Here is a 20,664-nt window from a genome sequence, read left to right on the forward strand (position 1 = left end):
AAAGCCAGCACATGCTGGCAATATAAGGTGAGGAAGGAGATTATGATATTAAGTTACAAAGCTCCTTTGTCATCTCATGGGTAGTGCTGCAGCCGCCAAGATCCGGAGTAAGGCATCTTCCCTGCCGCAAAAGATTCTCTACTGCCTTCTGTATTGATTTTGCAGCTTCCAGCTCACCTAAATGTTTTAGCATTTCTACAGCAGATAATGTCAAAGCTAAGGGATTTGCTATGTTTTTTCCCGCAATATCAGGAGCGCTGCCGTGAACTGCCTCAAAAATCGTATATTCTTCCCCTTTATTGATTCCCGGGACTATACCAAGGCCACCTACTAAGCCCGCACACAGGTCTGAGATAATGTCACCGTACAGGTTTTCAGTAACAATAACATCAAATTTTGAAGGCTTTTGCACCAGCTGCATGCAGGCATTGTCAACTATGAGCTCGTCGTATTCCACCTCTTTATGCTCTTCTGCCACCTTGCGGGCTTCCTCCAAAAATAACCCATCGGCCTTTTTCATGATATTTGCTTTGTGAATGGCTGTAACCTTTTTCCGACCGTTTAACTTAGCATATTCGAAGGCGGCCTCTGCAATCCTTCTGCTTGCCTTGCGGGTAATCACCTTTACCGCTTCTACTCTGTCATTGTCAATGACATTTTCAATGCCCGCATAAAGGTCTTCGGTGTTTTCTCTAAAAATGACGATGTCTACGTCTTTAAAAAGGCTGTTAACCCCGGGCAAGGTTTTTACAGGCCTGATGTTGGCATAAAGGTCAAAGGTCTGCCTAAGTGTGACATTGATACTCTTAAAGCCTCTGCCGATCTGAGTAGTGACGGGGCCTTTCAAGGCCACCTTGTTGGCTTTGATGCTCTCAATAACATGTTCCGGCAATGGACTTCCGTACTTTTCAAGGGCATTTTGGCCTACCTGATGCTCATCCCAGCAGATTTTAACACCTGCTGCGTCAATTACGGTCTTAACTGCATTAGTAATTTCCGGACCTATGCCATCGCCGGGAATCAAAGTTACTCTATGCACTATAATTTTCCCTCCTGCTTTTCATATAGTTTATATATCCACCCCAGAGCAATATGTCTTTTTCTCTTTCGGTAACCTCTAAAATCAATTGGATTCCTTCACCGCTATTTTTATTTATTGCAGAGATTTTATTACCGGACTTTATCTGCTCTTTAATATCTTTGATTTGGATTTCATCAAGGACGTTTATTTTGAGAAAATCCTCCGGATTTGCAAAAACCAATGGCAAAATACCGCTGTTTATGAGATTTGCCTTGTGGATTCGTGCAAAAGATTTTGCGATAACTGCCTTTATCCCAAGATAAAGGGGCACCAGTGCTGCATGTTCTCTGCTGGAACCTTGCCCGTAGTTTTCACCGGCTACGATAAACCCTCCGCCGTTTTCCCTGCAGTTTTTAGGAAAGTCCGGATCCACACCGGAAAAGCAGTACTCCGAAAGATAGGGTATATTAGACCTGTAGGGAAGCAGTTTTGCACCAGAAGGCATTATGTGATCGGTAGTTATGTTGTCCCCTACTTTTAAAACTACCTTCCGCGTTAGACTATCCTTAAGCGGCATATTTACCGGGAAAGGCTTTATGTTGGGCCCTTTTATAACGCGTTCCGTTTTGTTGTCCTCAGGTTTTAAAATCATATTGTCATTTATATATGAAATCTCATCTACTTCTGCAAATATCTCCGGTTCAAGCTGGGATGGGTCCGTAATCTTTCCGTAAATGGCAGATATGGCAGCAGTTTCCGGACTTACAAGATACACTTTAGCCGATTTTGTGCCGCACCTTCCCTCAAAATTTCTGTTAAAGGTGCGCAGGGATACCCCATCGGTTTCTGGCGCCTGCCCCATTCCGATACAGGGCCCACAGCCGCACTCTAGAATCCTTGCCCCGCATTCGATTAAGTCCTTTAATGCACCTGACATGGAAAGTTTGGTGAGTACTTGTTTGGAGCCCGGTGAAATGACTAAGCTTACATCGGGGTGGACCTTTTTGCCCTTAAGTATCCGGGCCGCCATCACCAAATCCTTGTAAGAAGAGTTGGTGCAGCTGCCGATAGCCACCTGAGTGATCCTGGTGCCTTCTAATTCGCTTACGGGTTTGACATTGTCCGGACTGTGGGGGCAGGCTGCCATGGGAACTATTTTTGAAAGATCAACTGTTAATACCTCATCGTATGCAGCACCTTCATCAGGATAAAGCTCTACAAAATCTTCTTCCCGCCCTTGAAGCTTTAAAAACTCCAGCGTCTTCTCATCTGAGGGAAAAATAGATGTAGTTGCTCCCAGCTCTGCTCCCATGTTGGCAATGGTCGCCCGCTCCGGCACTGACAGATGCTTTACTCCGTCACCAGTGTATTCAAAGACCTTCCCAACTCCGCCTTTTACCGTAAGTTTTCCCAAGATATAAAGGATTACATCCTTGGCAGTAGCCGGAGGCCTGAGTTTCCCCTGGAGCACTATATTGCACACCTTCGGCATGGTCATGGAATAAGTGCCATTGGCCATAGCTACTGCCACATCCAATCCCCCGGCACCTATGGCTAGACTGCCGATACCTCCAGCAGTAGGCGTATGGCTGTCAGAGCCAAGCAGTGTCCAACCGGGTTTAGCAAAACGCTCTAAATGCACCTGGTGGCATATGCCGTTGCCGGGCCTTGAAAAGTGTATACCGTATTTGCCCGCAACAGTCTTTATATATAAATGGTCATCAGCGTTTTCAAAACCTGTTTGAAGCATGTTGTGGTCTACATAAGCCACAGAAAGCTTCGTCTTTACTTTTTCAATTTCCATGGCCTCAAGTTGCAAATAGACCATGGTGCCTGTGGAATCCTGAGTCAAGGTGGAATCAACTCTTATCTCGATTTGTTTTCCTGCTTCCAAAGAGCCTGATATAAGATGTTCTTTAATGATTTTTTGCGTTAAATTTAGTCCCAACTTAATGCCCCCTAAACTACATGTTTCATATCTTTGTTTACATGTTCATAGTACAGATTTAAAAGCTCTATATCATTTAAAGGCCGCTTAAGTTCAACAGCGGTCTTGCGAACACTTTCAAGTATTTCTCTTGCCAGATTATCATCAATAAAAATGTTATGCTCTTCTAACTTCTTTTTGATGCCTGCTGTGCCAGAATGTTTACCTACCACAAAGCGCCGCTTCAAGCCAACGTCTTCAGGATCAAACACCTCATAAGTCCTGGGATTTTTCAATGCGCCATCTGCATGGATTCCCGATTCGTGGGTAAAGACACTTGTGCCAACAATGGCTTTCCAAGATGGCAAAATCCGATTCGAAGCTTTCGACACATATTCGCAAAGTTCCCGAAGTTTTTGAGTCTTTTGCTCCATGTCGAAATTTAGCAGATATTTTAAAGCCATGATTACTTCTTCTAAAGCTGCATTGCCTGCCCGCTCACCAAGGCCATTTACGGTAACTCCCACATGGGTAGCCCCGGCATATACGCCAGCAATGGCATTGGCAGTAGCCATACCGAAATCATTGTGGGTATGCATTTCGATATCTATATCAACGGCTTTTCTTATTCTCTCTATCCTCTTGGAAATTTCCATAGGTGTCATTATGCCTACCGTATCACAGTACCGTATCCTATCGGCACCGGCTTCCTTTGCCGCTTTTATGAACTGAATTAAAAACTCCTCATCGCTGCGGCTGGCATCTTCCGCATTAGCAGATACGTAGACGCCTTCTTTTTTGGCATACTCTACAGCTTTTACCATCCGCTCCAAAACTTCTTCCCTGGTAGAGTTCAGTTTATCCCTAATATGCATATCAGACGTAGCTATAGAAATGGCCACTGCGCCTACTCCGCACCGCAGTGATTCTTGTATGTCTGAAATTACCGCTCTGTTCCAGGCCATTACTCTAGCCCTTAAGCCAAGCTTTGCTATAGCAGCAATGGTCTTTTTCTCGTCTCCACCCATAACGGGAATCCCGGCCTCAATCTCATCTACACCTATCTCATCCAGCATCCGGGCTATCTGGATTTTCTCTCGATTGGCAAAAACTACGCCTGCAGTCTGCTCCCCGTCCCTTAATGTTGTATCGACAAGGTATATTTTTTGATTTCCCGTTTTCATAAAACTTCCTCCTCTTGATTTCATGTATAATTGTATACAATTATACAAGTGGATTTGGATTTCGTCAAGAGGTTTTTTAAATTTGAAACGGTATTTATGGATAAAATAATAGACAATAAAAACCAGGGGCTAAAATTAATGAGTGAATTGAGGAATCAAACAGAAACAACATTGGATGCAATTGCAGAGATAGATAAAATGGTTAATGAAACCAGTGATAATACAAATAAAATAGTTTTGGCAGTTGAAACTATAAAACAAATAGCTACTCAAACTAATCTACTAGCTTTAAATGCAGCCATAGTGGCATCTAGGGGTGAACCAGGTGAACCAGGGGGACTGTCCCTGCGGTCACGCCGACGTCACGTCCGTCCATGAATTAGGAATAGATTTCAACAACTTAAAGCGCCTGAACCAAGGGGACTGTCCCCGCGGACTGCGTTCTCTCGATTAGCAAAAACTACACCCATGTATATGGATTGGCTGCTCTACGTGAGTCTCTAGATTTACCTCGTCATTTTCACTAACCGTCAAGTCCTTCCCTAGCCTATCCTTTCGGTAGGTTCAATCGGTAATATAACTTGAACTGACTTCTGAATGTTCACTATACCTTTCGATATAGGTTACTCAAGGAGGAAGTCCATCCTCTACTTGAGCATACCATTCAGACCTCCCCGGATAAGAGCGATAACATTCATCTCATATATCTGCCAGATTTACTGTATGGGGTTCGGGCAGTGTTGGACTTTGTTTTGATTGGCAAACTCGTCCGACCCAAGTCAGCCTCTTATCTGGTTCTTGTTCACCAGACCGAGATTTTGCCTCCGGCTTCCTTCAGATTCCACGTCACAGTGGACACCCTTGCCTTTGGCTAGTGGTTCCCACTACCAAGCCCACAGCGGACTTTCACCGCCAAGTTATCGCCCATGCCGGGCACACCAAAAATAAAGGCTGTTCTTCTTTCGCAAATTGAAAGAGAACAGCCTTTTTATATTCAGCAAAAGCTGTAAATTTTTACTCTCTTACTCTCTTAAACTAAAACTGTTTTTAATTAATCCACTTCATAAATAACACTGTTGAGAAAATTAAAGACAATACAATCAAAGACACCCCTATTATCACCGGTGTATAAGTACAAGCTATAATCATTTCTCCGGATGTTATCCAACCACTGGCTCCTATTGGTCTTGAAAGGGTAGCTGCTATATCATGCCCCTTAGAAAAACCTAAATATACCATTAGACTACCACCTAAAAATAATAAAAAAGTTAATATAATTCCCTGTTTGAATTTTGAAGTCATCTACTAATCCCCTTTACAAATTTATATTTGTTACATACCAGCTTGCTTTTTATTTAATTATATAGTTCTGGATGAATTTGCCTTACCTTTTTCAATTTCAAATAATTATCAATTATAATTACCTTTCCCAACCTTCAAGCAGTCAATTTCTCCAGACTTTGGATGCACTTGAATGTAATATTTTTCACCAGAACCATGGGGACTGTCCCCGTGGACATCTATGGAATCGCCTCGTTTTCTATTTCGTTGTAAATACCCTTTAAATAATCGGTCTCTTTTTTTAACCCTTTGGACTCCAAGTATGAAACGTATTGTTTAAAAATTTCTGGCTTAACGATATCATCAATGCTTTTAACTGTAATCCCGCTGTCATCCAGCGGCTGCGGCAGCTTGCTGAGATACCCGTGCAAAGAATTGAAAAAAATGTTTTTCATCACAAAAAACTGTTCGGAGTTAAATAAGGAAAAAAAGTCTAAGACTTTGGATAGTTTGGCCTTTAAGGTTTCATCATCCGTATTTTCCTTCGCTTCTGCCAGTGTATTATGTATGCAGTCATAAACCTTTTCGAAAATAACCTCTTCCTGCAGGAATTCATCTACAGTATCTAAAAAATAGTTTGAAAAATTATCGCTATTGCCCAAAACATTTATAACATCTCCAAACATCTTTACAATTGCAGCAAAGAGCTTTAAATAAAATGCATATATGATATAGAATGGGAATTTAAAACTGATTTTGCCGTCCATTATATCATTCAAATCATCTTGCACATCCCGAATCGCCCTGGCACTCAAATATTCCTCAAACACTGGATATTCGGCATTTATTCTGAAAAACTCATCCATTTCATCCTGATTCAATTCCTTTTTTCTATCAAATATTTTCTCCAGTTTCTCCTTAGCTTCGTCAATTTCCTTTAAACTAACATTCAGAATAGGAAGCATAAATCCGCGGGCAAAGCCGGCTAGTAGCCCCAATGAAATCCAGTGAAATATTATTTTGATTTCTTCGTCGGTATAATTATCCGTCTGTAAAGAGTATGCAATATCGATCAGAAACTCCTCGACGTTTAGGCTATCTAAAATTTCAGTTACTACTTCTTCCATCTCATCATCTGCAGCAGTATCAATTTCTCCAAGCAGAAAGCCTGGAATTCTTACGCTTTTCATTTTAGGCTTGTCACTCAAAATTTTTTCAACGGTTTCCATAAGTTCCTCATCACTGCCTATAAGACCCTGTTCCTCCTCATCCCATGCCTGCAGAATTATGCGAGACAGTCTTTCAATATCTGCTTTGGCTTCATCCACATTTAACTTAATACCGAACATTATGCTGACAATCCGCAAAAATTCCCTGCCTTCTGTGGTAACGCTCACTTCCTCATCAATGGCTTTCAAAATACTTGTCTGAATTTTTTCCACCCTTGATAGACAGCATTTCTTATATTTCTTGCCGCTTCCACACACACATTCATCGTTTCGCTCAACATCGAAAATCTCAGATGGCATTTGTCAACCTCCATATTTTAAATTTAAACACATTTCGTTTTTTATCATATCAATTATTTAGTCTCTCATAAACATGAATTAATTTTCTTCTTTTTCTCCGTCAACGTCTACCACGGGGACAGTCCCCGTGGACATGCTTGGACAACCTCTCCCCTTGGACAAAAACCAAAAAGCCTACTCTTCGGGTTCGCTTTTAGATTCAAGTGTTTTTATTCGTGCTTCTAATTCTTCGATTTTTGTCTCTTGATGTATAAACACCGTAATTAGAATAGCAATAATAAATGCAACCAAAACAAGGGTTGCCCAGAAGTTCTCAAAAATAAGTATTCCACCAAAGAGAAGAAAGATATAGCACGATATAAGACTTATTAAAAATGTTTCAAGAAAATTTTTCATTACCTACCCTCTCTTTAAGATTCATTTATCTTTTTTTTAAAATCTCAAATTTTCTTTTCCCAATTTGTTGTCTTTCTAATCTTATATATTTCTTATTTCTAATTTTTGTTTTCTTATTCATACAAAGACCTATAATAGTGTCTGAAGAACAAATTCCATAGAGTGTATCTAACAACTTATCTATAACATTTTCTTCATCAGATTTCCAGTCCACCAGATTGCCATACGGAATATCAGTTATAATAATATCCGGTTTTTCATTAAGTTTTATCTCCTTTAATGCATCGGCGTGAAAAACTTCAAATTGAATATTGGTTTTGATTAAGTTTTTTAGTCTGACAGCACTTTTTTTGGCTTCAATATGTGATTGCTTTTGAAAACTGGCAATCATTTGCTCAATCTCTGCTATTCGCTTATTTATTCCTGCTTCACTTAGCAATGATAAGTTCTTTTTTGCAACACTAAGTAATTCTATATCGATATCGCTCCCTATGATTTTCCCAATGGTGTCTTGATTTAAAAAACCTAAAACTGTAAGCAAATATCCACCGCCACAGCAACAATCATACAGGCAGATGTCCTTTTTTTTTGATGAATATTCTAAGCACCTTCCGTATATTTCCTGCGCCAATCTTACAGGAAAATTTGTCATGCCCCTTACATGATATAAAACACGACCACTTGAAAAATCTTCGTAATTGTCATTTCTGCCGTACTTGTATTCCATACGAATAAACCTCATTAATATTCTATGATCAATAGTTATTATATCATCATAAAAAGCCTTTCTCAAAGAAAGGCTTCGGCAAACACGCCTATAATATGTTATAGCGTTCAAGGATTCTATTGGGCATGGCAAAACGAACGGTTTTTTCAGGATCCACCACCTGGGAAAATTGCAAATTGCCTACTGCGCTCATTAAAGTGGCTATCTCTTCCACGGACATGGAAGTATGTTGCTTCAATAAATTTGCCATATCCTGAGTAGCTGTGGTAACAGCTTCCTCTAAGGTTGGGGCCGATGCTATTGTTGCGGTAATGTCGCTGGTTTTTACAATGGGATTTGCAATGCTCATGTTTTTTACTACTTCCAGTTTCACGGTTACGGAGCCTGCCACTTCTACTCCTGATACTCCTATTTCCCCATCTCCCATGGCTGCATGCAGATCGCCCAAGCCAAACAAAGCACCCTCCACAAATACGGGCAGGTACAGCACAGATCCTTCTGTAATAAGTTTTGTGTCCATGTTCCCGCCATGGGATCCGGGTGTGCCGCAGTTAATGCTGCCCTCCTTAGGCGCGACACCTATTACGCCAATCATTGTATTTATGGGGAAGGAGATGTCTTCGTTAAAAATAACTTCTCCATCTTTTATATCAAGGACTCTGGAGTAAAGGCCTTCCATTAGATGCCCCAGCACCCCTAAATCTTTTCCCGTAGCTACGACACCTCTATTGCCAATTTGTATTTTCTCTATGGTTACCTTCAGAGCATCTGCCGGTTGTGCGCCTTCAACGTAAATTGGGCCTGTCGCTGGATTTACCCTGTTCCAGTCAAGGGTTTCCAGTTTGTCTTCATTTGTCATGATTTGATTCGCAAAGCAGTCCATTGTTTCGATTTCTACTCGATCACCTGATTTAACGCAAAGGACGGGTTTTATATCTTTTGAAAAACTGAACATATAGTTTTCACTTGAAACTTTATAAGTCATTGAGCATCTTACCCCCTAAATTTCACAGTTATTGTTTTTACTATTATACCTTTTTTTCGATTTTTTTGAAATAATGTAAAAGTATTTTGTTTGTAATCAGGGCATTAGGAAACTGAACCTCGCTGTCTCAAAAAACCGCAAAAAAGTTAAAAGGGCCTTGCTCTTTTCCGAGGCAAAGCCCTCTCATTAATTAAACGGAGTTTTCACCAATATGTGCATCATTAATCAGCCATTTTCCTTCTATCTTCTCTACCATCAGAGTAATTTGCCTTCTTTCAACTATTTCATCGCTTCCATTTGCTACTTCGATGATTTCACCTTTAACCTCATAAGCTCCTTCTGATATTTTTTCGGTGCCCAAAATTTCTATCCGATCAGGCCAAGGACTTGAAGTCAGTCTGCCTGGTGCATTTACAGGATCCTTAAGCCACTCTTTAAGCAATGAAGGGGCCACAAACTCACCGTAGTTTTCCTGCATGCTCTCTTCTAATACATCTTCAGGTGCCAAAAGAGAAACTAGCTGGAGTCTCTTGCCAAAATCTTCAACCAAACTGTTTACTGCTTCCTCATCGTTATTCTGGGTTTCCTGGATCTGTTTTGACTCTTTTCCAAGCTTTGCTTCTGCTGTTGTACAGGCAACTAAAGAGATGCTCAATAGCAATACAAGTATTAATACCAACCCTTTTTTCATCACGCTACCTCCATAAATTTTGATTTAAACTAGGAAATATTGTCTACATAACTCAAGTGCTTTCCCTTTGTTCATGTTTGCTAAATCACAGCAAGTTTTTAACGGGGATCGTATCCTACTACCGTCCAAATACCTGTTTCATCCTGCCGCACAAGTCTCTTTAAATACACCCGCTCGACGGGACCGTCTTCCACCTCTACAACTGCTTCCACAGAATTGTTGGTCACCAGTTTAAAGGAAGACATGGGTATTTGGGGCTCCCCTTGAATTCCTTCCGGTGTTACCTTCAAATTAACAAAGGTTAGTGATACCTGCAAAGGATCAAGCTGCCACGGGCTGCTGCCGCTGTCCACCTGCTTTTGACTGGCCTCAACAATTTCCATATTTACCGGAACCTTGACTTTAGCCTTACTTGCCAAATCCTGATTTGCATCGGGAAGTGCCAGGCCTGCCGCAATCTCTCTGGCAAGCTCAATCCTTTTATCTCCCTCAACCTGAATCTCCAGGCCCTCTTGCCGCCACCTGAGGCGTTCATACCAAATTTCCAGGGGACCACCGGCAGCGCTGCCAAGAGAGGCATTGGGTGCGGGTTTAAACTCTCCTTTGGGGATAATCTCCATGACGGTAGTATCACCGTAATCTAAAACAATTCTATCCTTAAAAGCGATAATGCGAAGCGGCGCCTGTTCTGGAAGCAAAGGCATAAAGCCGCTGATGGCTGCTGCTTCTTCAATTGTAGCCACCTGTTGCCCCGGATCTTTTTCTACTACCGCATATCCTTCAGGCACCTGGTAAGCAAATATTTCAGGGGGGATCTTGGTATTTGGCTCAAAACTTACAAAGGTATATGTGGTCTGCAGTGCTTTTTGCATAGCTGTTTCAAGTTGAATGGGCAAATTGGTTTCCGTATCTACCCATAAATAGTATTCTTCTCCTCCCGGTGGAGAAATGGCAAGTTTTATTGCTTCACGCCCGGCAACTAGTTCTGTGCCGATAACAGTATGGGGATATTGCTTTGCCCGCTTAGCCTCATCCCTCAGGTCAAAACTGCTTCCAGTGGGATCCGGCAAAATCGGAAGCAGGACAACTTCCTTGTTTTCGTGATTAACCTGCCACTTTCGCTGGCCGTTATTTACAGTGAGAGTGCCATCATCGTGCTTTATTGCATATTTATCACTTTCACTCCAAATTTCTGCCCGGCGCACCAGCCATTCTTCACCAGCCGCATTCTTGGTGCGCATCTCCAGGACACCATGGTAGCTTGACAATTGAGCAACTGCTTTCTCCATAGCATAAACCACATCCTGGTTAAACAGCCCCAACCAGTTTACCAATACTACTATCAGCAGACTTGCTGCCAGTGCCGTCATAGGCAGTAAAATACGTTTAATAGATTTAGATAGTGTTTTAGTCGGTTTGCCTAATCCAGTTTCTTTTCCTCTTTGGATTTTACTGGCTACAGTTTTAGCTAACCTCTTGGGGTAATCATCATCGGGCAAGACAGGTTCTTTCAAAGTGCGGACCAGCCGGACTGTCTCTTGCAGTTTTTCTAATTCCTCATCACTATCTGTTACTGCAAATTCCGGCTCATGTTCATTATTTAATGCATCGATATAGTCAGAAAGTTTTTCTTCAATATTTTTATTGCTCAATATTCTCCCTCCTTTTTTGGCCTATTTGTCTTTCTGTGCTATCATCCAGAATCTGGGCCAAAGTTTTCAGCGCCCTATATTGGGCTGTGCGGACCGCACTTTCTGTCTTCCCTACCAGTTTTGCAGTTTCAGCCACTGAATAGCCCCTGATTATCCGCAAATCAATAATTATTCGCTGCTCTTCACTTAACTTGGCTAAGGCATTTTTTAACACCAAACGCTGTGCAATATCACTTTGTTTGTCATCAGAGGCAACCTCTTGTGGATTTATTTCTTGCAAATTGACTGATACTCCTCGGCGTTGCTTTTGGCGCCACCTGTCCCGTATTACATTGAGAGATACGGTCTTTAAAAAACCCAGAAAGTTTTCTTGGGGAAATTTATCTTTATGAAAGTACTTTAAGGTTTTCACATATGTCTCCTGTGTGATATCCTCTGCCTCCTCCCGATTTTGCACTTTATAATAGATAAAGCGGTAAAGAGGTTCCCATGTATCAAGGCATATCTTTTCTATTGCATCAAAATCACCTTCTGCAGCCTTTTTATACACATCTGCAGTTATCACAAGTTCTACACCTTCTTTCCGGCCGGTTGTTTGTGTTTCATAAATAAAAACGATACTGATACCAAAAATGTTACATACACTTTTTGGAAATTAATGAATAATTGGGGACAGGCACAAAGAAATTCACTTGCGAATTATTTGTACCTGTCCCCAATTATTCATTCGGCATCATTATGTATCAAGTTCAAAAAAATATAGTGTATTTGTATCAATATCGTATATGGCAAGGGTAAAGTTAAAGGAACTTCGCTCAAAAATATCTTCATCTTTTTCTGGGGAAGTGCTCTTATCATGTCGGTCAACAAAAAACCAATACCCGTTTTTAACATGAGAAATTCCAAAGCTTTTGGCAAAATTATATGCATACTCCACATTATCCCTTTCTCCGCCATACATGATAAGATGAAGATTTTCGCTCAGGGGTAGCTTATGCCAACTTTCAAGACTTGTTATTTGCCTTAAAATTTCTTCAGCCTGAAATGCATCAAATTGGATTTTTGCAAAGGTTTCTCCGTCACCGTGAAATCCTCCATGAGTGTCTTCATATTCTATTTTTACATTTGCAGGTATTTTAATTCCCAAAGTAGCTGAGATTTTTTTGTATAAAGCTTGTGAATAACAACCTGTTAATAAACAGATAAAAATCATAAGCAAAAATATGTATTTTAGCTGTTTTTTCATCGGTCGCACTCCAATCATTTTAGGTCTGAGGGGAGTATTCTAAGATATCACCAGGCTGGCAATCTAATACTTCACATATTTTTTCTAGAGTTGAAAATCGTATGGCCTTTGCTTTTCCATTCTTCAATATAGATATATTTGACATTGTTATCCCCACCTTCTCAGATAGCTCAGTAACACTCATTTTCCGTTTAGCTAACATAACGTCTAAATTTACTATTATAGGCATCACATCACCCTCATATTGTCAAATCGTTTTCTTCTTTTAGTTCCCTTGCTTTTTCCACCAGATGTGAAAGGGTTGCAGCCACAACGGCAATAGAAATTCCAACGAAAATTATGAATAATATCATAAGTAATATGCTAGGATGCAGTAAGTTTAAAAGCAGGAGAATTATCATGGCCGCCAAGTAAAGTATACATTCCAGCAAAGCCAACTTGCTTATCTCCTTTAACCTCTGGACATTTTCTTCACAAAATGAATTGTCATTTGCAATTTCCCCGCATATGAGCCAGCCCTTGTAAAGGGCAATGTAAAAAGGAACTCCAGTAGCCCAAATAAAAATCAGACAAGGCCAAAACATATAACCATATTCTGGATACATAGACTTCATCTCTAGGCCTAAAAGGGGAGCAACAATAAAGCATAAGAACAGACCTATTAGACCAGTAAAAACAATAACAATTTTAAGCCATTTGGTTAATTCTTCTCGTTCCATATTCATCATACCTCCTTAATCAACATTATAATGCTTTTTATCCGAAATGCAATATATTTTTATTATAAATTAATTAATTTTTATCGTTTTTCAATATGGATGCTTAAATGAATAATTAGGGACGGGTACAAAAAGTTCATCGGGATGAATTTTTTGTACCCATCCTTAATTATTCATTGATATCTTTTTTGCTCAAAATGATATAATATACAATAATGCCTTCTGTTACTTTAATTAATAAAATTTTCAGGAGGTGAAAGTTGTGAAAAATATTGCCGCTTTTTTTGATATTGACGGCACTCTCTTTAGAAACTCCCTAATGATCGAACACTTTAAAAAGATGATTAGATATGAAGTAATAGACCCTACACTGTGGTACGGTCGTCTTAAGGATTCCTATTCGGAATGGGAAAAGCGATATGGTGATTTTGAAGATTACATGGATGAGCTTGTGGCCATCTACGTTAAAGAGCTTAAAGGAATAAATAAATCTTATATAGAATTTATTGCAAGTCAGGTAATAAACATGAATTGGGATAAAGTCTATAGATATACCAGAGCTAGAATCAAATGGCACAAAGAACAAGGCCATATGATATTTTTTATATCAGGTGCACCCGACTTTCTAGTAGAAAAAATGGCTGAAAAATACCAAGTTACGGCATTCAAAGCAACTCGGTATATTGTAGATGAAAATAACAACTTTACCGGCGAAGTTGTCAGCATGTGGGATTCAGAAAACAAACAAAAGGCCGTAGAGCAATTGGTAAATCAGTACAAAGTTGATTTGAAAGCGAGTTTCTCCTACGGAGATACCACAGGCGATCTTTCCATGTTAAAAAAAGTGGGAAATCCTGTAGCCGTAAATCCCATCAGAAAACTTTTGATGGCTATAAAACAGGATAAGGAGCTTTATGAAAAAACAACTATAATCGTAGAGCGAAAGGATTTGATATATGAGCTAAGCCCTGCAGTAAATTTAATACAGCTTGAATGATTTAAAAAAGGTGCGAATTATTCACTTCGCAAAGTTACCACAACTATTTCCGGCCTGTTAAATATTCTAATGGGGATTACGCTGTTGCCAAGGCCTCTGCTTACAATCATGGTGGATTGATTTTGCGTATAGGCTCCACTAGTATATTTTGGAAACAACCCTTGATCCGGCGCCACAAGGCCCCCTACAAAAGGTATTCTGACCTGTCCTCCATGGGCATGGCCGGAAAAGATCAGGTCGATATTCTGATTCACATATATATCAAAAAGTTCCGGCCTATGGCATAGCAGAATTTGAAAAGCAGAATCGTCCGATAAACGTTCAAGATGCCCTCTCAGTTTTGATGAATTGGTCCCCTCTAAATAACTGGTTGTCAAAAAATCCGGATCAGATAAACCCAGTATTTCTATTTTCCCATTGCCTTTAATCAACGTGGCTTTTGTATCATCAAGGATTTGCACACCTGAGATTCTCAAGTTTTCGCTGATATTTTCATAATCACCGGACCATGCTTCGTGATTTCCGGAAACATAGTAGACTGGAGCGATTTTCATAGCGCCATCTATAAAAACCATGGCAGTTTCTAAATCATACTTTCTCCTGTCAATCAAATCTCCAGTAATGACAATTATGTCTGGTGACACCGCAGAAATTTTCTTTAGTAAACGCTCCTGATTTCTGCCAAATTGTTTGTTATGCAAATCAGAAATGTGAACAATCCTATATCCGTTAAATTCTTCAGGTATTTTGGCACTGACGTAATCAATTTGCGTGGTAGTTATGGCATTATTCTGCCATATGCAAAATATAGAGATGGCAAAAATTATTCCAAGTAAAACAAATAGTCTTTTGACAATATTGTTCTTTACCATGATTTCCCACACCCTTTTTTAATTTAATCATATCACATAAAACGAGTGAGGTGCTTAAAATGAGAACAATACTTTGCTACGGGGATTCTAACACTTGGGGCTACAACCCTGACGGTTCGGGGCGATACCCAAAACACATACGCTGGACAAGCGTACTTCAAAAGGAACTTGGGGAAAATTTTGATGTGATTCCCGAAGGCCTAAACGGCAGGACTACTGTTTGGGACGACCCGGTCAAAGGCGAGTATAGAAACGGAAAAAAATATTTATTGACCTGTCTGCACACTCACAAGCCCCTTGACTTAGTAATATTATTTTTAGGCAGCAATGATTTAAAACCCCGGTATAATGTGACATCTATTGAAATCGCAGAGAGCGTAGAAAGTCTGGTGAATATCATAAAGAAAAGCGAAACAGGGCCTGATATGACTTCACCGGAAGTGCTTGTCATAATTCCCCCGCCCATACTGATTCCTGAAGAAGTAATGCATATGGATTACTTGATTCCAGAATATGAAAAAGCAGTAGAAAAAAGCAAACAATTTCCCAAGGCTTTTAAAAGTGTGTTAAATGGCCAATGCCATCTGTTTGATTCATCAAAGTATATAAAAACCAGTGAAATAGATGGTATGCATTTAGTTCCAGAAAGCCACGCCATATTGGGAAAAGAGCTGGCAAAATATATTTTAAAAAATATTTATAATATTTAATTTAGAGCACTAGATGACTATAATTTAATTAAACTAATCTTCGTAATGATTTTATTGCATCAAAATTTTAGCAGTTATTAGACATAGTATTAAATCTTCCATCCAAGACGATAAATAAAACAACTAGCCTCCGCCTTATTATTATAGGGTGAGCTAGAGAGGATTTTTTTTGATTTCATTGAAATTAAATCATATATTTTGTTGCGGCAACTACTTGAAAGGATTGAGCTTAGTATGTATTCTAAGGAAATAAAAACTAAAGGTTCTTCTACAATTAAGCTTTTTTTGGGAGATTGTTTTGTAGGAATGGAAAAATATCTTGAGAAAAACTCGGTTGATGTTATAGTCACATCACCTCCGTATAATATCGGAGTTAATTACAATGAATACGATGATAAAATACCAAGGGACCAATACTTAAATTGGCTTGGCCACTGGGCTAAGATCGCAAAGGAAGTTCTTAAAGATGACGGGTCTATTTTCCTCAATATCGGTTCAAAGCCTTCAGACCCGTGGGTTCCCTTTGAAGTTGCCCTTGAAATGAGAAAACACTTCGTGCTCCAAAATGTAATTCACTGGATAAAGTCAATTTATATTGAGCACGAAAGTTATGGGGAAAAGGTAGAGCTAAATGTGGGACATTACAAACCCATAAACAGTAAAAGATACATAAACGATACACACGAATACGTCTTTCATCTGACAAAACACGGCAACGTAGAGCTTGACCGCTTATCCATAGGAGTTCCATACAAAGATCAATCCAATATCGCTCGTTGGAGCAGTGGAAAATATGGGCTTAGATGCAGGGGGAATTCATGGTATATACCATATAAGACCATTCAAAGCCGCCTAAAGGACAGGCCTCACCCTGCCAGTTATCCCGCAGAACTTGCCAAAATGTGTATACAATTACACGGAATAGAAAAGACAGAGCTGGTGATGGATCCCTTTCTAGGCATAGGAAATACTGCTATAGCATGCAAGGAACTGGATAAAAATTTTGTGGGATTTGAAATAGATAAAGTTTACTTTGACGAAGCCGTCAGAATTTTAGAGGAGGAAGACTATGCCTGATTTAAACCTGCTTACATCAGAAGAAAAGTTAGAAATTGTCGATGGCATAAAGAGAGCCTTTAAAGATGTAGAGTTCATCGGAAGGTTTTTAGATACTTTCATGCTGCAAATTAATCTAAAAGCAAATCCCCCTTCAAAAGTTATAAGTTACATCTTTAAAGAAACTTTACCGGATTATTTCAGCCATATCGGTTGTGCCGATGATTTATATGAAGTTCTTAACAATGAGGAATTTGAAAAGAAGTTTAACAGTGCCTGGCTGGCTGAAATGCAGAAAAACAAATTAAGAGGCCATACCATATCAAATATCGCTTCCGTCTGTGTGGAAGCATACCTGAAAAACGGCAGGTACTTTATCGATGGCGACGGTTCAAACGATTTAAAGCGAGTCCGGGATGGTTCACGCTGGGAAATAAAAGGCAGCAGGACAAAAAGCTTTGGCCTGACAATAAATCAATCCCACGTAGGCTTGGATTCTACTTATTTTATAGTTTACAATGGATTTCCAGAGCACAATGAGATTCACGGGATTTACATTTTAAAAGGCGATGAGCGCATATTTACTCCCAGAAAACCGGGACTTAATATGCGAACTTTCATTAATGATTACTATGACACTCATGTAGAGCGGTTATATCCGTAAAGAGCCTATTTGATATCATTTGAAAGTATAAAATTCGCAATATATTGACTACATGCTTCAAGTATGATAATTTGAGAAAAGTTTTGGAGGTGTTATTATGATTAAGTGGAAGGACGAATATAAAATAGGTATAGCTGAAATTGATGAACAGCATAAAAAAATATTCGATATTGCCAATGAAGCATATGAACTTTTAAAAGATGAGTTTAGCTATGACAAGTATGATAGAATCATTGAACTGTTAGAGGAACTCAAAAATTATGCAAAATTCCACTTCTCGTATGAAGAGGATTACATGCTGAGTATAAAATACAAAGGATATTTCTCCCAAAAGGTTGCACATGATAACTTTGTAGAAAAAATTAATTCTTATGATTTAAATGATATTGATGAAAACCAGGATCAATATATCCTGGAAATCCTGGACTTCGTGGTTGATTGGATAAGTAAACACATCTTAGTAAGCGATAAGCAAATACCTGCTCAATAATTTTGCATGGGAGACTACAGGTCTCCCCAAATTTTTATATAAAACAATATTGTAGGGCAAGCAAAACTTGCCCCTTATGTTTTTTTTCTACCTATATTCCAAACTCCTTTAAGCATACAAAACATACTATTTGGCCTCACCTCTCATGGCTTTATTCCCATAAATCATCAGCCATCTTTCTTATTTTCTCTTTTTGTTTTTCCGTTTCCCTTTTGTTGACGGTAATTGTGATTATATCCCCTTCTGCAGCTTCTTCAGGAAGGGCTTTTTTGGGTATATTCGCCAAAGTCTTATCGGGAAGTTCTACTACTGCATATTCACCTTCAAAGCGATCAATTATAAGGTTCATAAGACTTCCTCCTTACTGGGGTGGCTTGCAGTTTTTGCAAGGCTCATAACCTTTTTCTTTGGCCTCGGAAAGTTTTACCGGCATCTTGTTCTTGCCCAGCAAATTACATTCCTCCACATGATACTTCTTGCCGGTCTTTGAAATGTATACGGTTATATCATCTTTAGTTGGTTGTGTATTTCCTCCCATTTCAACTTTATCTTTATCTGTTTTGACTTCAATTTTTTCTCCATCAGTTGTAAAAACTACAGTCCCCGATTCGTCGGTGCGATATACTTCTATGTCAGCCTCAAAAAGCCTGCTTAAAACCTCTTTATGAGGATGGCCGTAGTCATTTCCCTTGCCGACACTTATTACCGCATAAGAGGGCTTTACGGCTGCAAGGAATGATTCGGTGGTAGATGAGTTTGAACCGTGGTGGCCTACTTTTAAAATATCAGCTTTCAGGTTATAATTTTGGGCCAGCATTTCAGTTTCGGAAATATGTTCTGCATCACCCGTGAAGAGAAAAGCCACATTGCCGTATATGAGCTTGATTACCGCTGAATAGTTGTTAAGGTCCTTGTATTCATTACTATTCGGAGCCAAAACTTCCACTTTTGTATCTGGTGAAAAGTTAATGCTTGTTCCGCCTACTGCTGCTGTTATTTTTAAACCTTTGTTTCCAACGGCCGTCAATACGTCTTCAAAAGTCCTTGTCGTAGTAGTCGCTTTCGGCATGTATATTTTGCCTATATCGAAGGTGTCAATGACAGTATCCAGACTTCCTATATGGTCCTCATGGGGATGGGTGCCTACTAAGACATCAATCTTTTTCACACCTTGAGCGTTGAGGTATGAAACTATGGTGTCCTTGTCATCATTGTTTCCTGCATCAATGAGCATATTTTCACCTGTGGGAGCCTGAATCAGGATACAATCAGCCTGACCCACGTCAATAAAGTGGACTTTTAGTGTGCCTCCAGATTTCTGCACATCCGAAGGCATCTGTGAGCTTTGCTCAGCAGAGCTTCCGCTTTCTATAGCATGTTCACCGGAGCCTGTTTCAGGCCAGGAATCTGTTGCGGGCCCGCCACAGGCTGTGAGAAATACGGTTAATATTATCAGCAAATAAGCTAACAGTTTTTTTGCGTGCATGTTGCTTCAACCTTTCCTTAGTCTAGAGACTATTGTTGTTTTTGCTCTTTGCGCAGCATTTTATGCTGTAATACCAAATTTATATCATTCTTCAATTATAACTTTTATGGGCGAATTTGCCACCATTACACTTACTTTCAGATAAACTACAAGCAGCAATTCCAAGGCAGACATCAATTTCTGCTATTAAAACCACCTTATCACCAGGTTTAGAAAGTGGCTCTTCAACAGAAATGCTTCCATCGTAATTTATTTTTGTATGCATGAATAAATTAACAGGATGAATGATCGGCATTGCCTATTTAAGCATCTACAACTGTAATTTTCCCACTTTTCTTTACTTCGATTACTTGGCCGCTGCATGCTTCTATAAAATATTCTCTTCTCACAGGTTATCTCTACTTTTGTAAGTCACATCAGCAAACTTTTGTATAACGAATTTATGTTATTCTTCGTTCAAGATTCTAAGGATAGTCGGCTCTAAAAACATAAAAAATAAATATCCTAAAAATCCTCCAAAGGTATTAGTAATCAAGTCAGTAACATCAAAAGTTCTTGATGACAACACTCCACAATATGCACTTAATAATTGAGCACTTTCAATTGCAAGACTAAAAAGAAAACTTACAGCAACTGTTTTTAAAATTCCTGATTTCTTTATGAACGGATACATAAATCCAAAAGGCATCATCATTATAATATTTAAGATTACTTCTCTGACACTTCCATGATAGTTTAACCTTAAATCCCTGAAAGGAATGAGATTGACGGTTTTTAGAAACAAATTGTTAGTCCCACTTAAAAAGGGCACTGGAAATGGCATCAATGTTACGCCTAAAACCATGGCAATGTATATATACATGAGTGTATTGATTATGAACACCTTTTTAGGTGCCTTATACCACTTTTTATAAAAGAATGAAAAGTATATGAAAGCTAAAATAGCATAGTCAATCAAATATGGCATTTAATTTGTCCTCCATAAGTTTCTTAAACATTTATAGTCATTAAAGCTTAAAGCAGGAATTGCC

At 39.3% G+C, this 20,664-nt stretch carries 23 protein-coding genes and 2 pseudogenes; 6 read left to right on the forward strand and 19 right to left on the reverse strand.

Annotation, left to right across the window (positions count from 1 at the left end; translation table 11 throughout):
* Window positions 1–40 precede the first annotated feature (40 nt).
* Genes JT739_RS03320 through nifV form a run of 3 tightly spaced genes read right to left on the reverse strand, consistent with a single transcriptional unit; the run spans window position 41 to window position 4,132 of the window.
* Complete coding sequence (locus JT739_RS03320; RefSeq protein ID WP_237659673.1) at window positions 41–1,039, reverse strand: isocitrate/isopropylmalate dehydrogenase family protein; 999 nt, start codon at window positions 1,037–1,039, stop codon at window positions 41–43.
* A complete protein-coding gene (locus tag JT739_RS03325; RefSeq protein ID WP_237659674.1) occupies window positions 1,032–2,969 on the reverse strand; it encodes an aconitate hydratase in 1,938 nt (645 codons plus the stop codon). Before JT739_RS03325 ends, JT739_RS03320 begins: the two co-directional genes overlap by 8 nt.
* Before the next feature lie 11 nt (window positions 2,970–2,980).
* Window positions 2,981–4,132, reverse strand: coding sequence for a homocitrate synthase (nifV, locus tag JT739_RS03330; protein ID WP_237659675.1), 1,152 nt, complete (start codon window positions 4,130–4,132; stop codon window positions 2,981–2,983).
* A gap of 138 nt (window positions 4,133–4,270) precedes the next feature.
* On the opposite strand from nifV, the pseudogene JT739_RS03335 reads away from it, so the two are divergent.
* Window positions 4,271–4,462, forward strand: a pseudogene (locus JT739_RS03335) (methyl-accepting chemotaxis protein); the annotation flags it as partial.
* 717 nt (window positions 4,463–5,179) lie between these two features.
* Here the strand turns inward: JT739_RS03335 and JT739_RS03340 are convergent.
* From JT739_RS03340 to JT739_RS03390, 11 genes are all read right to left on the reverse strand, one after another.
* Window positions 5,180–5,434 carry a hypothetical protein gene (locus JT739_RS03340; protein WP_237659676.1) on the reverse strand — a complete coding sequence of 85 codons (255 nt, stop codon included), beginning with the start codon at window positions 5,432–5,434 and terminating at the stop codon, window positions 5,180–5,182.
* A 218-nt stretch (window positions 5,435–5,652) separates the two neighbouring features.
* Window positions 5,653–6,942, reverse strand: coding sequence for an SEC-C domain-containing protein (locus tag JT739_RS03345; RefSeq protein ID WP_237659677.1), 1,290 nt, complete (start codon window positions 6,940–6,942; stop codon window positions 5,653–5,655).
* 174 nt (window positions 6,943–7,116) lie between these two features.
* Window positions 7,117–7,338: a hypothetical protein gene (locus JT739_RS03350; RefSeq protein ID WP_237659678.1), complete on the reverse strand. Its 222-nt coding sequence runs from the start codon at window positions 7,336–7,338 to the stop codon at window positions 7,117–7,119.
* Between the two features lie 25 nt (window positions 7,339–7,363).
* On the reverse strand, window positions 7,364–8,065 hold the full coding sequence (locus JT739_RS03355) for a hypothetical protein (protein ID WP_237659679.1): 702 nt from the start codon (window positions 8,063–8,065) through the stop codon (window positions 7,364–7,366).
* Between the two features lie 88 nt (window positions 8,066–8,153).
* Entirely contained in the window at window positions 8,154–9,050 is an 897-nt protein-coding gene (locus JT739_RS03360; protein ID WP_237659680.1) for an acetamidase/formamidase family protein, read from the reverse strand.
* A 190-nt stretch (window positions 9,051–9,240) separates the two neighbouring features.
* The gene (locus JT739_RS03365) at window positions 9,241–9,741 is read right to left on the reverse strand and encodes a hypothetical protein (protein ID WP_237659681.1); all 501 of its coding nucleotides are present in this window, start codon (window positions 9,739–9,741) and stop codon (window positions 9,241–9,243) included.
* Between the two features lie 98 nt (window positions 9,742–9,839).
* The gene (locus JT739_RS03370) at window positions 9,840–11,393 is read right to left on the reverse strand and encodes a sigma-E factor regulatory protein RseB domain-containing protein (protein WP_237659682.1); all 1,554 of its coding nucleotides are present in this window, start codon (window positions 11,391–11,393) and stop codon (window positions 9,840–9,842) included.
* Entirely contained in the window at window positions 11,383–11,958 is a 576-nt protein-coding gene (locus tag JT739_RS03375) for a sigma-70 family RNA polymerase sigma factor (RefSeq protein WP_237659683.1), read from the reverse strand. The genes JT739_RS03370 and JT739_RS03375 overlap by 11 nt, the downstream gene beginning before the upstream one ends.
* A gap of 171 nt (window positions 11,959–12,129) precedes the next feature.
* Entirely contained in the window at window positions 12,130–12,639 is a 510-nt protein-coding gene (locus tag JT739_RS03380) for a hypothetical protein (RefSeq protein WP_237659684.1), read from the reverse strand.
* A 19-nt stretch (window positions 12,640–12,658) separates the two neighbouring features.
* Window positions 12,659–12,868, reverse strand: coding sequence for a helix-turn-helix transcriptional regulator (locus JT739_RS03385; RefSeq protein WP_237659685.1), 210 nt, complete (start codon window positions 12,866–12,868; stop codon window positions 12,659–12,661).
* A gap of 10 nt (window positions 12,869–12,878) precedes the next feature.
* A complete protein-coding gene (locus JT739_RS03390; RefSeq protein WP_237659686.1) occupies window positions 12,879–13,358 on the reverse strand; it encodes a DUF2975 domain-containing protein in 480 nt (159 codons plus the stop codon).
* A gap of 262 nt (window positions 13,359–13,620) precedes the next feature.
* Here JT739_RS03390 and JT739_RS03395 point away from each other — a divergent pair, with 262 nt between their 5' ends.
* Window positions 13,621–14,355 carry an HAD-IB family hydrolase gene (locus tag JT739_RS03395; protein WP_237659687.1) on the forward strand — a complete coding sequence of 245 codons (735 nt, stop codon included), beginning with the start codon at window positions 13,621–13,623 and terminating at the stop codon, window positions 14,353–14,355.
* Window positions 14,356–14,372: 17 nt separating this feature from the next.
* On the opposite strand, the gene JT739_RS03400 is transcribed toward JT739_RS03395, so the two are convergent.
* Window positions 14,373–15,227: a metallophosphoesterase gene (locus JT739_RS03400; protein ID WP_237659688.1), complete on the reverse strand. Its 855-nt coding sequence runs from the start codon at window positions 15,225–15,227 to the stop codon at window positions 14,373–14,375.
* Window positions 15,228–15,286: 59 nt separating this feature from the next.
* Between JT739_RS03400 and JT739_RS03405 the strand changes: the two genes are divergently transcribed.
* The 4 genes from JT739_RS03405 (at window position 15,287) to JT739_RS03420 (ending at window position 18,147) form a co-directional block, all read left to right on the forward strand.
* Window positions 15,287–15,937 carry an SGNH/GDSL hydrolase family protein gene (locus JT739_RS03405; RefSeq protein WP_237659689.1) on the forward strand — a complete coding sequence of 217 codons (651 nt, stop codon included), beginning with the start codon at window positions 15,287–15,289 and terminating at the stop codon, window positions 15,935–15,937.
* A 234-nt stretch (window positions 15,938–16,171) separates the two neighbouring features.
* A complete protein-coding gene (locus JT739_RS03410) occupies window positions 16,172–17,014 on the forward strand; it encodes a site-specific DNA-methyltransferase (RefSeq protein ID WP_237659690.1) in 843 nt (280 codons plus the stop codon).
* Window positions 17,007–17,657 carry a hypothetical protein gene (locus tag JT739_RS03415; RefSeq protein WP_237659691.1) on the forward strand — a complete coding sequence of 217 codons (651 nt, stop codon included), beginning with the start codon at window positions 17,007–17,009 and terminating at the stop codon, window positions 17,655–17,657. The genes JT739_RS03410 and JT739_RS03415 overlap by 8 nt, the downstream gene beginning before the upstream one ends.
* A gap of 97 nt (window positions 17,658–17,754) precedes the next feature.
* A complete protein-coding gene (locus JT739_RS03420; RefSeq protein ID WP_237659692.1) occupies window positions 17,755–18,147 on the forward strand; it encodes a bacteriohemerythrin in 393 nt (130 codons plus the stop codon).
* A gap of 151 nt (window positions 18,148–18,298) precedes the next feature.
* Here the strand turns inward: JT739_RS03420 and JT739_RS03425 are convergent, their stop codons facing one another.
* The 4 genes and pseudogenes from JT739_RS03425 to JT739_RS03435 all read right to left on the reverse strand — a co-directional run bounded on the left by JT739_RS03425 (window position 18,299) and on the right by JT739_RS03435 (window position 20,600).
* Entirely contained in the window at window positions 18,299–18,496 is a 198-nt protein-coding gene (locus tag JT739_RS03425) for a DUF3006 domain-containing protein (protein ID WP_237659693.1), read from the reverse strand.
* Window positions 18,497–18,508: 12 nt separating this feature from the next.
* A complete protein-coding gene (locus tag JT739_RS03430; RefSeq protein ID WP_237659694.1) occupies window positions 18,509–19,633 on the reverse strand; it encodes a ComEC/Rec2 family competence protein in 1,125 nt (374 codons plus the stop codon).
* An 84-nt stretch (window positions 19,634–19,717) separates the two neighbouring features.
* Window positions 19,718–19,922: pseudogene (locus tag JT739_RS12875) on the reverse strand (DUF1989 domain-containing protein); the annotation flags it as partial.
* Window positions 19,923–20,078: 156 nt separating this feature from the next.
* Window positions 20,079–20,600, reverse strand: a complete 522-nt coding sequence (locus tag JT739_RS03435) for a VanZ family protein (protein ID WP_237659695.1) — start codon at window positions 20,598–20,600, stop codon at window positions 20,079–20,081.
* Between the last annotated feature and the right edge of the window lie 64 nt (window positions 20,601–20,664).

Origin of the sequence: Tepidanaerobacter sp. GT38 (genome assembly GCF_021991635.1) — a bacterium.
Taxonomy (GTDB): Bacteria; Bacillota; Thermosediminibacteria; order Thermosediminibacterales; family Tepidanaerobacteraceae; genus DTU063.